Source organism: Methanobacterium paludis, from assembly GCF_000214725.1.
GTDB classification, from domain to species: Archaea; Methanobacteriota; Methanobacteria; order Methanobacteriales; family Methanobacteriaceae; genus Methanobacterium_C; species Methanobacterium_C paludis.
The window spans coordinates 1,516,495-1,532,013 of record NC_015574.1; the positions used below are offsets into that span (position 1 = coordinate 1,516,495).

Below are 15,519 nucleotides of genomic sequence, written 5' to 3' on the forward strand. Positions count from 1 at the left end.
TCCATTTAACATTAATTACTCTAATTTTAAATCAAAAAACGCCAATAAAAGCCCTAGAACTAAATATGACTTCAAAAAAAGCGAGTTATAAAAGTGAACATCTCCTTTTAATAAAAAAATACTCATAAAAAATTTTATATAAATCTCTTTAAGTTAAAAATAGAGTATTATTTGTTTTAAAGTGAGGAGGAAAAGGGATTCCCTCTCAAAAGACCAAAGTTATAAGCAATGGACTGCTTATCAATCATACTATTTTTAATACAACCATGAAAAAAGTTTAGGGTCTTAGATTTTTTAGGTTTCTGAAAACTTTTTTAGGGCTGTTTTTGAGCTTTAAACCGGTGTTGTTATGAGCCCTGCTAAAAATACAGTTATAATAGTGGTTCTTTCAGTTGAATCTGGTGCATATTTGTGTATTTTAGGTTTACTGTCTAAAACGCCAATAATACCTTTAATTACAACCTCAATAATCTTTGCTTGTGTTCATTTCGGGGTATTATGGTTCAGATGTTTTTTTTTTCGACTGTATATGCAATAGTTAGTATACTTATTGGGGGAATAATTGGGCATAGTGGTATTGGGAGAAAAACAGCGATTGGAGGACATATTGCAAACAATATGTTTCTATCATTAACTTTCACAGGACAAGGAGGTGGACTTGGTAATATACCCCCATATTAACATTTTATAATGATTATTTTTTGGAACAAAAAGAGAAAATCCGTCAAATATTTAAATAAAAATAGTTAACAGAGAAAAATAAATAGACATTTCCACTCATTTATTTAAATTTCAGTTAAATTCCTTTGCAGGTTTTAAACATGAAAAGATATACAAAGATTGGGGCGGTGCTGGTAACTGTTTTGTTGACTGTTTTTGCAGGTCTTACTGGTTTTTTTGAATCTTTGTTCTGGTTTTTATATCCAGTTAAAGTTTATATGTTTTATTTGAACTCAGTTTTTTTGATGCTTGGTATCTGTTTGAATATAATTTCTGAATTTGTTGAAAAAAGGAAAAAATTATTGTTTAACAGTTCTATATTAATTACAGTAATTGGTTTATGCATAGTATCTGTTATTTGGGGTTATACACATCCAGAACAAGTCACAAACATTTCACATGCATATAATCTAACAGATTTTCTGACGAGTTCTATCTCAATATTCCTTGGTAACGTATTAGGTAATTTATTAGCAATTTTATTAAGTCCAACAATACTTGCCCCTTACTTCATACTCAGCCACACTATATACCGGTCTTATGATATAACCGGTGTAGTAAATTATTATGGGGTTAATGGTCTGTTATACTTCTTATTACAGCCCCACATATATGTTGAACTTTTTGCAACAGCATTATCCCTCATAGCAGGATTTAAAATAGTTTCAAAAACAGTTAAATCTGTTATATCCATTAAGAGTATTGGTGTGAAAAATTCATTAATAGAAATAAAGGACGCAGTAGTATACGAACTTAAAAACACCATGCCCAAAGTAATAATCCTATTACTCATTGCAGCACTCCTAGAAACATTATTCCCCATATACTTATTAGGAAAATACTTATTAGGAGTAGGTTTATGAAAAACAATATTATCATCTAAAACATCAGACATTTTAATAGATAGTGTGATAATTGTTTTATCTGCATTGGCTTTTATAATGATTATTTTCTGGAACAAAAAAGAGAAAATCCGTTAAATATTTAAATAAACATGATGCTTAACCTTGTTAAATTGAGGGAAGCTTAGATTAATTTTTTTTAGATAATAAACAGTACCATCAAAACTTAAAAAATAATTTAAAAAAGACTAATAAAAATTTAAAATAAAGTTTTAAAACTAAAATAAAACTTAAAAAATACAAAGAATGAATTTTCCCTAGAGCAGTTCTTCTCTTAGGTCAATTGTATCCTTGAGGTCCGGTCCTGTGGATATTATGGTTACAGGAACTTTTACCTCTGTTTCAATTTCATCTATGAACTTTTTAACTTCAGATGAAAGCTTGGAGTAATCATCTACACGTTCAGACTGCGGATATAACCTGTCAACGCATGTCAGGGCTATCTGGGTTGCACCGTTTATCATGCAGGATTCTTTGGCCATTTCCATGTCGAAGATACCCACCCTTCGCCTTCTTCCTGTGACAGTTCCGTACTCTTCTATGTTCATTTCCTCTGCTTCTTCCTGACTTATCTCTGTTTTGAAAGGTCCTGCACCTACACGGGTTATGTATGCTTTAAATACGTTTATAACTTCATCAACCCTTGTTGGTCCCACACCAACATCTGCTGCTGCGGTGCTTGCTGTGGTGTCCTTGCTTGTAACGTAGGGGTAGGTTCCGTAGTAGAGGGATAATCCGAATCCCTGGGATCCTTCTATGAAAACATCTTCACCCTCGTCAAGTGCCTGGTTGATCTCGGTTGGGACGTCTGTTGTGTGGCCGTTCATCTCCTCAACCTGGCCTGCAAGTTTTGCAGTCCTCATAACTCTTTCCGCATTTGCTGGTCCGCATCCGCTTCCTGTGGTTCCTATGTTCTTTGAAAGATAATCAGAAGACCTGTCCTGATCCATGTGCTTCTGTTCTATGATTGCACATCTGTAATCTGCAAATGTCCTTTCTGCAACTTTGTATTTTTTGAGGTAGCTGAGTTCGTAGAGGAAGACCTCAGGGTTTACCAGAACACCGGCTCCCACAAGTAGCCTTGCTCCTGTGTGCACAAATCCTGATGGAATTAATCTTAATCCATATTTTTCGCCGTTGAACTCTACTGAATGCCCTGCATTTGGGCCTACGCCCGCTCTTGCTATGATATCAGGTTTATCGTTGGAACAGAGGTAGGTGATACATTTACCTTTACCTTCATCTCCCCATTCTCCGCCAACTAATACGTTACATGTCATGTGAAATTCTCCTTATAAATCCATTCATTATAATGCCATATTTCTAACCTCTTTTATATTGTGAGGACTTGAATAAAAACCTTTCTCATCCATAAAAGAAGATCTGAAATTTCGGATCTAAATAGAAATATGGTTAATTTAGTTAATGTTTTTTGTTGATGATCCTCTCAAAGAGCTCTGGAGTGTACTTCCTCTGCAGAGCTATTAAAACGTGTTCATCCAATGCTTCTTCCAGAATATCCTCTGTAATCTGTTCTTCGCCCCGCCTTATCCTCACTGCCTGTGCTATCTGAGCAACATCCCTTGCATGGGCAAAGGTTGGTTTGAGCTGTTCCCCACCTTGAACCAGAGGAATATAAACCTTTTTAAACCTTTCCAAAATTTTATCATCGTACTTTTCGCGCAGGGTGTCTAGATTTTCCCGGAAAACCTCAACTATCTCATCGGGATGTGGAGGTCCGAGCAGAATGTGCATGGGCGCCCTTCGAAGGTGTGCCTCATCAATTATGGTTATTTCCAGGTTGGTTGAAAATGCAGGTATGAAGTGGGTGTGGACCATTGCAGGTGCACCCTTAACGTATATCACATCTTTTTTGTTCTCAAGGGGAACAATTAACCTGTTTAAAATTGCATTATGGTCTTCTTTCTGCCTTCCAAGGTCGTCCAGAAGCAGTACTCCTCCGTTTGCCTTTATAATTGGGGAAGTCTCATAAACACCCTTGTTCGGGTTGTAGTTGGTTTCGAGTTTTTCTGTTGAAAGTTCCGAACCTGTGAAAACAAATGGGGCATAAACCTTAACCCATCTGGGATCTTCAGGCTGTTCAGGGCGCATTTTATGAAAGTCAGGATCAAAAAGTTGTATAACACTTTCGCTGAACTCTATGTACTTTGGAATCAATAGAGGAGGTAGCAAATCTGACATCTTGCTTGTGAGAAATGTTTTACCGGTTCCAGGAGGTCCGTATATGAAAAATCCTTTTCCACCTATTGCAGATGCTACCAGAGTCTTTTTAGCATCCTCAACACCCACAACACCTTTTAATGCCTTCTCAACCACTTCAGGAGGGATTTCCAGGGGAAATCTGCCCTTGAGCTGTACTTCCATTATCTCAAAATACTCTTCATAGCTTACAGGAGCCATTCCAATATAGGGGTTTTCCTGTATGACCTGAAGCGCCTTTTCACGGCCCTGTTTTTTTATGGTGTATTCAACGCTGGGGAAAAGGAAGCCCCCTCCTGTCTGGGCACATAAATCCTGTTTTTCCAGAGCCCTGAGGACTTCCTCAAGGATGTCAACGTTTAAACCGGTTATTTCATTTATCTGGCTTACCTTGATGGACCCATAGGTTGATACTATCTTTAAAACCAGATTTTTTATAAATGAGTCGGATACATCCATATCTTTAAGGGATTTAGGTTGTTCAAGAAGTTTGAATAATTTCTGCATTTTTTCGTCGTGGTAATAGTCCATTGAAAATCACTTGCCTGATTTAAACATTATTCATGAATTTTTATACGCATAAATTTAGGTCACAGTCCAAGGGTATATTAATCCTATAAAATAGTTTTTACTATCCAGTTTAAGTATAATGGATTTGTTTGTCATAAAATCTGCTGATACAGTACGATCTTTCCAGAAAATCCAGATAAACAGGACAAAATAGTAAAGAATAATAAAAAGTTAATATAAAATTGAAAATGGTGTAAACAATGGAAAAATCAGATGAAATCAAAAAGATCAAGGTGGAAGAAGAGTTTAGAAAATGCACGGTCTGTGGATTCAATCGAGGATTTCATGCCTCATTTCTAAAAGATGATGACAGTTCGAAGTACAGGGTAATTTATATATGCCCCGAATGCGGAAGCCGTTACGATGTTGGGTTGAAGGTTGAACTTTAAATTAATCTTTTTTTGTTTTAGATAGAATCTTGACCGACCAAGTAAAGTACAGTAAACAAGTAAAGTCAAATAACAACTATACCCAAGTAAAGTACAATAAAACAAGTAAAGTCAAATAACAACTATACCCAAGTAAAGTACAATAAAACAAGTAAAGTCAAATAACAACTATACCCAAGTAAAGTACAATAAAACAAGTAAAGTCAAATAACAGCTATACCCAAGTAAAGTACAGCAAGCAAGTAAAGTTAAATAACAACTATACCTAAGTATAGTATAGGTGATAAAATGCCAAGTTTGCCATTGGGTATTCCTTCAGATCTGGACAGATACTTCTACAACCGGGAAAAAGAATTGATAAATCTCAAGTCCTTACTGAGTACACTTAATCAGAATGTAGCCAACCAAATCATCATTACAGGCCATAGAGGTATTGGAAAATCATTTCTTTTAAAAAAATTGGTTCAGGAACTTCCTTCTAATATTTTAACCGCTTATGTGGACATATCTAAAATATATGGAATACACAAAGGTGTTCTCACCGAAGAATCAATAATGGACAATCTTCTTGAAGAAATGAATAAAGCAATTGGAGAAGAATCAGATATTTCATTAAAAGTTTATAATGCAGGTAAGGATATTTTAAGAAGAATTAGAAGGAAAAATTATGATTTCAAAGAAGCAGGCAGTATTTTAGGCATACCAATTCCGGACGTTACCGATAATTATGAAAAGCTCAGTAAATTCGTCATGGAATACCCTCAAAAAGTGGTGGAATCTTCAGAAGGAAAAATTAATGGTTTTGTAATTGTAATTGATGAATTCCAACTTATAGGTGAAATAAATTCTCCAGAAGCTTTTTTCTGGATGTTCAGAAGTTACACACAGGACCAGGATAATGTGAGCTACATTTTTACAGGTTCTACATCCTCATCAAGTGATATTGTCGGGAAAATTAATGGAATCAACGGAGCATTTGGGGGTAGGATGATTCAGTTCAACGTTGACAATTTCTCAAGAGATGAAACTGAAGGATACCTTAAAGAAAAAGTTCCTGAAATAAAATTTACTGATGATGGTTTAGAAAGATTCTACAAGTGCACACGGGGATATCCATCTTATATAAACAGTTTCTGTAACACCATGTCCACAAATATTGTTTATGATAACGATAGAGTTGTTGAAGAGTTTTATCAGAAGATCGATCAGATTGCCATAAAATGGATCTTCCAGTGGGCCACCCTCTCTAAACGTGAAAAATGTATAATAACTGTAGTTATTGATAATGGACCTTTAACATGGGGTAATTTAGTGGACAAAGTGGATTTTTCCGATAGAACCCTGGCAAAGTATCTCAGTATACTTAAAAATAAGGGCATCATAACGCATTCTGACAGAAAGTATAAAATCGACGACCACATGCTGTCTGCATGGCTCAAATACAGAAAAGAAAATGACGGATTTTACCCACCCTAAAAGGATCGTCTCTACAATTAACTCCAGTTTTAGCTTTAAATGTACATTACTATAGTCTTCGTCTGCAAAAATGGGAAACCCCGTGGAAGCTAAAATTAAAGTTCATCAAAAACTTCTTTAGCTGCAGTTATACCATTTAAAGCCGCTGGAAAACCTGCATACACAGTCATGAGAATGATGGTTTCTTTTATTTCTTCTTTACTCAAACCTATATTAAGCCCGGCTTTAATATGGAATAAAAGCTGAGGTTGAGCTGTTCCAATTGCTGTAAGTGCAGCTATGGTTGCGATTTGTCTCATCTGAGGGTCAAGATTTTCCCGGGAGAATATATCCCCGTAGCCAAAAGCAACGGTAAATTCAACCATATCCAGGGATATATCTTTAAAATTCTCTTTTAAAACAGTGATTTGGTTTTTATCAAGTTTTGAGAGCCATTCTGCACCTTTAACGAACCTATCTCTTTTGGTGATTTCTTCTATCTGTTTAACATTTAGAGTTTTCTCATTTAAAACCTCTTTTAGAATGTTCATTCCGTTGAGGGCACTTGGAAACCCGCTGTATACAGCCATTTGCATTATGACTTCCACAAGTTCCTCTGGAGAACAACCAACATTCAGTGCTGATTTAATATGAAGCTTCAACTGAGGAGTGGCATTTCCCATGGCTGTTAAAGCTGCAACAACTGCTACTTCCTTCTGTCTAAGATCGGTGCCTTTTCGAGGGTAAATATCACCAAAAGCGAATTCAATAATATATTTACCTAAATCTGGGGCAATATCCTTCAAATTTTCAATAATAGCAAAACCTGCTTCATCGTCAACTTCTTTTAATTTTCTCAACCCTTTAGTGTACCTATCTTCCTCCACATTACCATCTCCACTAAAATGTAATACTTTGAAATATAAAAAAATTTCTGTAAAAAAAATAACTTATTTAATATTGTTTGTAACGTTGCGTTTCACTGAATTAATTTCAAACCCAGTTTTGTACTGTTTCAATCCTAACTTGAAATAATCATATGCCTAAAAATATATGCCTAAAAAATAATAATTAATCATAGTTAGTTATTCCATTATTAACAATTCAAATTTTCAACTGTTTAACGGCATTTTTATCACCATACACGGATGTTGGTACCCTGAATTTGGGGAGGAAATTCTTATTCACAAAAACTAAAAAAATCATTGAAATTAGGGGAGGTAATCCATGAAAAAAATAGATTACATCATGTTAGGGATGTTGTTATGTTTTGTAGTGGCAGCATCAGGATGTGTTAATCCATGGAGTGGGTCAGGAAATCAGACGGGAAATCAAACAGGGAATGGGACTGCAAATCAGACAGATGTTCAGGGAGTTAGTAACGTTGTTTTGAATGGTCCGGGTACTTTAATTATCCAGCAGGGCGACCAGGACTCACTTACTGTGGAAGCTGATAGTAGTATGATGTCCAAAATCACCACTCAGGTATCTGGAAATGCACTGTCAATTAGCAACCTTAACTCTGTCAGCAATGGGGCTGTGAAGTATCGCTTAACCCTTAAAAATCTGGATACCATTACTCTCCATGGAAATGGTGAAGCCCAGGTGACCAGCCTTAACACCAACAAACTCATAACCACAGTTGATGCGGGTAAAATAAGCCTTGCAGGTACAGCCAAAGATCATGTTGCAACTGTCAACGGAGGCGGGCAAATCAACGCCCGTGATCTGCAGAGCCAGACTGCCACCGTGACCATTAACGGAGAGGGTTCAGCAATTGTAAATGCTGTACAGACACTCAAAGCAGTTGTAAACGGGGGAGGTTCGATATCTTATCTCGGCAATCCTCAGGTGACCCAGCAAGTTAATGGTATGGGTACTGTGACAAAGACCAGTTAAATAGTGACTAAGTTGAATAAAGACTACAGATGGGTTAATGACTCAAAATGAAAAAATTTAAAACTGACACAGAACATTGATTCAATTGAAGCTGCACAACCAATATTCATATAAAAACGATTCATCTGACCCATCTCTTATTTACTTACGTTAAATGTTAAACACTGGTCTCAAGAGTTTGTAATTTAATGATTTTATAAAATAAGTTGGTTCATTAGTAGTTATTTTTAGTACACAGAATATCTTGGGCACCCAATAAGGAGGTAAAATGATGCCCAAGAAATTTGTGGTCCATATAGTACTAAGTTCGTAGTAATTAATATTCTTTCTGTTATTATTTCAAGCGAAAAAAACCATGGAAAAATTTTATCATACTGAATAAGACCAATTATCATGTTATAAAGTAAATATCGGAGGAATATTATATGAAAGTTAAATACGCAACCATTGCAGTTAAAGATATGGATGAATCAATAGAATTTTACTCGGAAGTTTTGGGCTTTAAAGTGGATGGTAAAATAAATCCCCATCAGGGATTGAATATCACATTTTTAAGGAATGAGGGAGATGCCATGATAGAACTCATAGAAAATGTGGAAGAACCCGAAAAACAGGGCATATTCATGGTTGGAATGGAAGTTTCTGACATGGAAACCACTGCAAAAGAGTTATTATCCAAGGGGGCTAAATTCACCCGAGGACCCATCGAAGTTGGTGATGGGGCTAAAATCGCCTTTTTAAAAGATCCTAACGGTGTTGAGATCGAACTCATCCAACACTAAAAAAAGGATATTCTTTTCCAGTATCCAATTTCTAAGCATCTTTTTTCCCACTTATTTTTCCCACTACCTTTTTTTTGCACATTCACCTTCTTCTATTACATAACACCTTGGCACGAATGATGGCCATTCCCTCAAACAGTATGGTTTGAGTTACCTTTTTTATGGGGAGATAAGCTAGACTGTTAACTTTTAACGGTATTATATCTTGTTTTACAATGAAAATAGCTAAAAAATAGATAGACGTATATATATGATAATAATAAATTAAGTGCGGAGAGTATTCATGTTAAAATATTTGGGCATATTAAAAGAACCAGAGGGTGGGAAGGATCCAACAGCCTCAAACTTCTTAGTGACGTTTGTGGAAGATGGTAAAGTAACAGAAATAGAATTTGCAAAATTAACAAAATTTATGGGCGAATATTATGGGTTAGCACGTCCTCAAATATCCATTACATGGAATTTAACTTATAACTTTGATTCAACAGTAATAATCCGATTAAAGTTCCAATATTTAGATATAGAATGGCCAAATGATATGATCAGACAGGAAAGACTTAATGAAGTCTTGATAGCCGAATTTGAAATAGTTTATAAGAAATTTTTTGAACCTAAATTGTTTAAATCAAAAATTAAATAATACGAAATAACGAGGAGTAATTATGGGGCTACAATTACATCCAATTATTTCTATACCTTTCGGAGTGATTACAACTATAGTATTCCTTCAAGTCTTTGGAATTCCCACATTACCGCTTGGTGGAAATGCAGGGATTTTAATTTTAATTCCTGTTGCAATTATATTTGGAGGATTCACAGCTACGTATTTTACCGACACTAACGACAAAAAAATAATATACAGTATTTGCGTAGGGATTATAATCTCATTTATAACACTGATCTTAGGATTAAAAGAGTACATAGGATATAACGACGTTGTAGTTATGTTTATATCTTTTTGCGTGATGGCAGGTATTGGTGGTTTTCTTGGAAAAATAGCAGATGAAGTTAACAGAAAAATATTAGAAATAAAATATAAAATATTATCAAATATTTCAGAAAGTAAAAAGAACATATTAAAGAACGTATTAATATCAATTTTATTTGTTGGTATGATGTCATTTATTTTTGTAGGATTAATTTTTATGCCCTTTGGAAATCCGGATATTATCATTATTCAAAGCTCAGGATTTAGCCCAAATTCTACTTTAATATCTCCTAGTACAGTTACTTGGATAAACAACGATACCAAAATACATCGTGTTGTAAGTGATTACGGATTATTTGATAGTGGTAACATAACCCCCGGACAGAGTTACAGTCATTATTTTAGGGACGTTAAAGCGTATCCATATCATGATTCAATAGATCCATCTATGAAAGGGACTGTACTACTCCCCATGTCACCTGGTGAATAAAATTATGAAACCCATTTTGAATAGGAAATTTACACCATCCCTTTTTACTGCGTCCCGTTTGTGATAATATCACTAAAAACTCGTTTTTGTTTAAAAGTCTTTCTGTTTGATTGTAGATCGAAAATAATATATTATTGTTTAAAATGACATAACTTTGGGGGATTGGATGAAATGTTCTGAATGTGGAATGGAGAATCCTGATAGTGCAGAATTTTGTCAGGAATGTGGGGAAAAATTAAACAATAGAAAGAATATTTCTAAAGAGGTTGTAGGTTTAAATTAAATTAAATTAAACGATTCAACTGAAACTAAAAAGGTTGGTTGGTGGAGGAGGCAAACAACAACTGGAAAAGTTTTGTCAATATTTTTTGCTATATGTATAATTGGAATAATATTAATCGTGGCAGTGGGAATCACAATTGCAGACGCTACCAAATTGGAAATTTCTAATCCATCTAATAATACTACTGATAATGATCTACCATTCGATAAATTGACTCTTTTTGGAGTAACTGACCCTAACGCCACAGTCGCAGTATATGTAAATGGTTCACAAATTAATTCTGGGAATATAACAGCCAATCAAAATGGTAAATTTAATTACACTGTAACTAAGCTTCCCTTTGGTGAAACTTTAATCACCGTTGTAGCTAAAGCTCCAAATAAATCACCCTCTCAAACTGCAATATTATATTACACTAGAACTGAATCAAACAGTGGGGAACAAGCTGCGATGAATTTAACCTATAATGCTACCTTTTAAGTTAACAGAACAAGAATTGCATTGCAGGTTATACCCAAACCAAACAAGTTCCCCCTGTTTTTTCCTTTTAATTTCTCCCTAAAAAACGCAGGATCCTCATTGAAAACTATACATAGTTCCAGGTTTTATGAAAATTCTGCCAAAAGGCTGTTTTGACACGAATGGCCTTGAAAACAGCATGAAATATTAAAAGAGTTGATATCCACAAAAAGAAGAATCAAATAACTAATAATTACCAAACAAGCTTAATAAAGGATATTTAGAAGGTTATTGTAGGCAATATCGAGCTTTAAAATAAAAATAAGGAAATAAGATCATATGTTCCTTAACATGTATCTAAATGACGTCATGTAAAGTTTTGAGACACTCCACTTAGTTTTGACTACATTAAATGATTTATAATTTCCCCATGGGGCCTTAGCAGTTGTTACAATCTGAATTTTGTTAGTTGAAATCTTTCTTAAATCTATTGTCATTCTACCAGATTTTCCATTTTTATATTTTACAGTAATGGCTGTTTGGATGTATTTTGTATTGTATTGGGTTGTAGTAAATGACATAGTTCCATAACAATGGAAGTTTGTGCTGTAAACTGTATGTGTATTCTTATCAACCACTTTGGCCGCTGATACAGGACCCATTAGAAGTAGTCCAGCTATCATTAACGCTGAATATTAATATATTCCTTTTCATTTTTTACACCTTTAAACTTGTAATATCCACTTATAACAAAAATAAAGGGAAATTAACCTTTTTTAATCAATATTATCTGATTTATGTGCTTTGTTTACCACACTAGTATCATTCACTAGATTCTTTGCTTGTTGAATTTGCATTTTAGATCCACAGATATAACTTAATTCTTCACCCTTCGTTCTTGTTACATTCTCGTATTACATTTAATATGCTTAAATCTTACGCTTTTAAACCTCTGCTTCTTGGCAAATTTCAATATTAAAGAGTCTGATGCTAACAGGTATTTCAACACTAGTTCTTAGCTTTGCACAACCATTTCAATCCTAAAATAGTCTGATTCTAACAATTTTTCCAGTACTAATATAGTAGTCAAGTATTAAGGTCTAGAATATCTATTTTTTTTATGTATAATTTATCTAAAAAGTATTATCTAAAATTTAAAAATAAACCATCTTATGAATAAATTGTTTAAGTAATATTAAAAACTCAAAAAAGTTGATAAAAAAATTTAGAATATTCTAAAAAATAAAAAAAGTGTTTAAGGATTTTTTTTACGCTGTGCTTGTAATAAAACGGGAAACATAACCGGATACGTTGTTACCCGCTAGATCAGCCACGCTACCTGTATGAATAAGCAAAGTGTACTCAACTCCCTTACTCAAAACACCGGTCGGGGTTACAGTCAACACATTACCATTGATAGACCATGTACTCGGTACAAGCGTACCATTACTGTTCACAAGTTCTATCCAACCAGTACCTGCTTTGATAGATTCACTGAATGTGACTTTACTTGCAACGTTTATATTGTTGTTTCCAGGATCCACAGATTTCACAGTAGGTGCAATAGTGTCCGCAGTGAAGCGAGACACATAACCTTTTGCACTGTTACCTGCTAGATCAGTGACACTGCCTGTGTGGACAAGCAAAAGATAGTTAACTCCCTTGCTTAGGGTACTGTTGAGTGTTATGGTTAACACATTACCGCTTATAGACCAATTACTTGGCACAGCCGTACCATTACTAGTTACAAGTTCTATCCAACCATTACCAGCTTTGATAGATTCACTGAATGTGACTTTAATCACCTTATCATGTGCAACATTCACTGCGTTGTTTGCAGGATCCACAGATTTCACAGCAGGTGCAACAACATCACCAGTGAAACGAGAAACGTAACCTGCAACCTTATTACCCTCCAGATCAGTAACACTGCCTGTGTGGATAAGCAGAAGATAGTTAACTCCTTTAGTTAAAGTACTGTTAAGAGTTACAGTCAAAATATTACCGCTGATGGACCAGCTACTAGGCACAACCGTACCATTACTAGTTACAAGCTCGATCCAACCAGTACCTGCTTTGATTGATTCACTGAATGTGACTTTAATCACCTTATCCAGTGCAACGTTCACAGCATTATTTGCAGGATCCACAGATTTCACAGTAGGTGCAGTGCTAAATGTCACGCTTCCAATATACTTTTTTGATGGATTTTTGGTAGTGATTTTGCTGATATTTTATGCCCCATAAAGATTATATTATCCGGGTTTCCTCTACTTGTTCCAATTAATTTTCCACCATCAAAGGATGCCCATATTTTAATTTTACTTGAACCCATGAGGTTTTCTACTTGGTAGGTAATTATGTTGCGCCTGTTAACACCCCATCTGTCAGTACCTGCCAGGTATATGGCCGCGGATACTGAATCGGATGTAAAACTTCCTTCTCTGTAAAATTTGGGACTGTTAGGCACGCTTACATAACTGCCATCTTTCATTTTAAATATTTTAAGTTTTAGTAATCCAGAATTGTAAGTAACAATTCCCACATTGCCCTTAGGATCTTTAATAAGGAAATGTCCCATTCCCATTTTCTTTATGAGGTTAGAAACTTGGTCCATACGGGTTTTAGTTATCTTTCCTTCCAGGGACATAGATCCTGCAATGCTTTCCAGGTTTTTATTTATCCAGACAACATCTGGACCTCCTGCTGAAACGATCCACCCCTTACTTGTGATTATGGTATGAAAGAAGTATCCATTAACTGTTTTGTACTCTTTAATTGCTTTTTTTCCATACCAGTTTACTTCTACCATGTAGAGATCGGCTGCATATGTTGAATCTCGTCTATATGCAAAAACATCAACACCATCTTTAACATGCAATAGAACAGAACAACATCCAGTTTCGTTAACAGCTGATGGCGATTTAACTGTTGTAAAATTAGTACTGCAAGAATTTTCATATGTACTGTAGTTACTATCTACAGAAGAATTTAAAGAAGAAATAGTTAAATTTGTACTTAAATCAGGAGTAGAATTATCTGAAATATTGTCTGCAGCAGCAGCACTCCCTAAAAATGCTAAATAAAAAATAATAAGTGATATGCTTATGAAAATTAATTTATGGTTCAATAACCTCCCCTCCCCTAATTCAATTATTATATTGCCCTGCATATCTCAGCATTTTCATCAATTGAGATCCACAATTTGAAATTTCATTCCTTCTAAATGAATGAATACCTCCAATTTAACTTTATTAATTTAATGTTTACTAGTTTATGATTTCTGGAACATTAATATATTATTTACTATTATAAACAAATCGGAAGAGTTATATGGATTATTAAAATTCAAATAGAAGATTAAATCAAAAAATAAGAGCTATAAAACTAGTAAACTGTTTAAAATTTCAGGAAAATGTTACATCACTGTTCACATATAATGTAATAATGTAATAATTAAACCATATTATTGAAGCAAATAGTATTATATGTTTAATCTTTATGTTTATTTTTGTAATATTTAAAATTTCAATCCTAAAATAGTCTGATTCTAACTTGTGTGATCTGATTCTATGAATAGTTTATCAGTCACATTTCAATCCTAAAATAGTCTGATTCTAACTGGTATAAGACATAAATTAGATGCATTTATAAATATATTTCAATCCTAAAATAGTCTGATTCTAACAACACCTGCATACAGCAATATCAATTTAATTTTATATATTTCAATCCTAAAATAGTCTGATTCTAACCTTTTAGGAACTGGAGATGGGTTCATAGAAGTAGCCAATTTCAATCCTAAAATAGTCTGATTCTAACTTACCACCCTTAACGGATGGCGTGATTGATGGTGCATATTTCAATCCTAAAATAGTCTGATTCTAACGCATTTGTGGACATCCAGATATTACGGTGTGGATGCTATTTCAATCCTAAAATAGTCTGATTCTAACAGGTTTCAAACCTCTTTCTTCATATTCAAGAGCCTTATTTCAATCCTAAAATAGTCTGATTCTAACAGTTCATAATTTACATCTGTACCAAATTTACTTTCTTATTTCAATCCTAAAATAGTCTGATTCTAACTCATGATCATGGTGTGTTACCTGATAGTGTTGCAATATTTCAATCCTAAAATAGTCTGATTCTAACTAACTCTTTATGGTTATCCATGTTTAACTTATACCAATTTCAATCCTAAAATAGTCTGATTCTAACTCCTTTTCTTCCATACACATCTATATCTCCAATCTTATTTCAATCCTAAAATAGTCTGATTCTAACTCAAAATGAAAATGGATCGAGATGCTTAGTAGGAATATTTCAATCCTAAAATAGTCTGATTCTAACAATTTTGGATTCATACTCCCCTACTCCAAAAGTCAAAATTTCAATCCTAAAATAGTCTGATTCTAACTA

16 protein-coding genes and 1 CRISPR repeat array (1 of these 17 only partly in view) are annotated in these 15,519 nt (G+C 34.3%); of the genes, 10 read left to right on the top strand and 6 right to left on the bottom strand.

The annotated features are described in order from the left end of the window. Window positions 1–498 precede the first annotated feature (498 nt). Both MSWAN_RS06930 and MSWAN_RS06935 read left to right on the top strand, forming a co-directional pair. Complete coding sequence (locus MSWAN_RS06930) at window positions 499–681, top strand: hypothetical protein (protein WP_048187999.1); 183 nt, start codon at window positions 499–501, stop codon at window positions 679–681. 140 nt (window positions 682–821) lie between these two features. Next, window positions 822–1,583 (top strand): stage II sporulation protein M, encoded by a 762-nt coding sequence (locus MSWAN_RS06935; RefSeq protein ID WP_013825911.1) that lies wholly within the window; start codon window positions 822–824, stop codon window positions 1,581–1,583. Window positions 1,584–1,879: 296 nt separating this feature from the next. Here MSWAN_RS06935 and MSWAN_RS06940 read toward each other — a convergent pair whose 3' ends face one another. Together MSWAN_RS06940 and MSWAN_RS06945 are read right to left on the bottom strand one after the other, a co-directional pair. Beyond that, window positions 1,880–2,902: an adenylosuccinate synthetase gene (locus MSWAN_RS06940; protein ID WP_013825912.1), complete on the bottom strand. Its 1,023-nt coding sequence runs from the start codon at window positions 2,900–2,902 to the stop codon at window positions 1,880–1,882. Between the two features lie 142 nt (window positions 2,903–3,044). Next, a complete protein-coding gene (locus MSWAN_RS06945) occupies window positions 3,045–4,373 on the bottom strand; it encodes an ATP-binding protein (protein WP_013825913.1) in 1,329 nt (442 codons plus the stop codon). A 239-nt stretch (window positions 4,374–4,612) separates the two neighbouring features. Between MSWAN_RS06945 and MSWAN_RS06950 the strand changes: the two genes are divergently transcribed. Both MSWAN_RS06950 and MSWAN_RS06955 read left to right on the top strand, forming a co-directional pair. After that, the gene (locus MSWAN_RS06950) at window positions 4,613–4,801 is read left to right on the top strand and encodes a hypothetical protein (protein ID WP_013825914.1); all 189 of its coding nucleotides are present in this window, start codon (window positions 4,613–4,615) and stop codon (window positions 4,799–4,801) included. 288 nt (window positions 4,802–5,089) lie between these two features. Beyond that, window positions 5,090–6,277 (top strand): AAA family ATPase, encoded by a 1,188-nt coding sequence (locus MSWAN_RS06955; RefSeq protein WP_013825915.1) that lies wholly within the window; start codon window positions 5,090–5,092, stop codon window positions 6,275–6,277. 95 nt (window positions 6,278–6,372) lie between these two features. Here the strand turns inward: MSWAN_RS06955 and MSWAN_RS06960 are convergent, their stop codons facing one another. Then, complete coding sequence (locus MSWAN_RS06960; protein WP_013825916.1) at window positions 6,373–7,143, bottom strand: carboxymuconolactone decarboxylase family protein; 771 nt, start codon at window positions 7,141–7,143, stop codon at window positions 6,373–6,375. 340 nt (window positions 7,144–7,483) lie between these two features. Here MSWAN_RS06960 and MSWAN_RS06965 point away from each other — a divergent pair, with 340 nt between their 5' ends. The 6 genes from MSWAN_RS06965 to MSWAN_RS06985 all read left to right on the top strand — a co-directional run bounded on the left by MSWAN_RS06965 (window position 7,484) and on the right by MSWAN_RS06985 (window position 11,118). Then, complete coding sequence (locus tag MSWAN_RS06965; protein WP_013825917.1) at window positions 7,484–8,155, top strand: GIN domain-containing protein; 672 nt, start codon at window positions 7,484–7,486, stop codon at window positions 8,153–8,155. Window positions 8,156–8,580: 425 nt separating this feature from the next. Next, complete coding sequence (locus MSWAN_RS06970) at window positions 8,581–8,937, top strand: VOC family protein (RefSeq protein WP_013825918.1); 357 nt, start codon at window positions 8,581–8,583, stop codon at window positions 8,935–8,937. Between the two features lie 283 nt (window positions 8,938–9,220). Further along, window positions 9,221–9,577 carry a hypothetical protein gene (locus tag MSWAN_RS06975; protein ID WP_013825919.1) on the top strand — a complete coding sequence of 119 codons (357 nt, stop codon included), beginning with the start codon at window positions 9,221–9,223 and terminating at the stop codon, window positions 9,575–9,577. A 22-nt stretch (window positions 9,578–9,599) separates the two neighbouring features. Further along, complete coding sequence (locus MSWAN_RS12300) at window positions 9,600–10,355, top strand: cupredoxin domain-containing protein (protein ID WP_013825920.1); 756 nt, start codon at window positions 9,600–9,602, stop codon at window positions 10,353–10,355. Window positions 10,356–10,521: 166 nt separating this feature from the next. Then, window positions 10,522–10,638, top strand: a complete 117-nt coding sequence (locus MSWAN_RS12485; protein ID WP_013825921.1) for a zinc-ribbon domain-containing protein — start codon at window positions 10,522–10,524, stop codon at window positions 10,636–10,638. A gap of 72 nt (window positions 10,639–10,710) precedes the next feature. Then, on the top strand, window positions 10,711–11,118 hold the full coding sequence (locus MSWAN_RS06985; RefSeq protein WP_013825922.1) for an Ig-like domain-containing protein: 408 nt from the start codon (window positions 10,711–10,713) through the stop codon (window positions 11,116–11,118). 314 nt (window positions 11,119–11,432) lie between these two features. Here the strand turns inward: MSWAN_RS06985 and MSWAN_RS06990 are convergent, their stop codons facing one another. The 3 genes from MSWAN_RS06990 to MSWAN_RS07000 all read right to left on the bottom strand — a co-directional run bounded on the left by MSWAN_RS06990 (window position 11,433) and on the right by MSWAN_RS07000 (window position 14,227). After that, entirely contained in the window at window positions 11,433–11,780 is a 348-nt protein-coding gene (locus MSWAN_RS06990; protein ID WP_013825923.1) for a hypothetical protein, read from the bottom strand. Between the two features lie 585 nt (window positions 11,781–12,365). Then, window positions 12,366–13,280 (bottom strand): Ig-like domain-containing protein, encoded by a 915-nt coding sequence (locus MSWAN_RS06995; RefSeq protein ID WP_013825924.1) that lies wholly within the window; start codon window positions 13,278–13,280, stop codon window positions 12,366–12,368. Continuing rightward, complete coding sequence (locus tag MSWAN_RS07000; protein ID WP_013825925.1) at window positions 13,277–14,227, bottom strand: hypothetical protein; 951 nt, start codon at window positions 14,225–14,227, stop codon at window positions 13,277–13,279. The genes MSWAN_RS06995 and MSWAN_RS07000 overlap by 4 nt, the downstream gene beginning before the upstream one ends. Before the next feature lie 395 nt (window positions 14,228–14,622). Then, window positions 14,623–15,519: direct repeats of the CRISPR family, unit length 30 nt; unit sequence ATTTCAATCCTAAAATAGTCTGATTCTAAC; it runs 4,366 nt beyond the window's last position.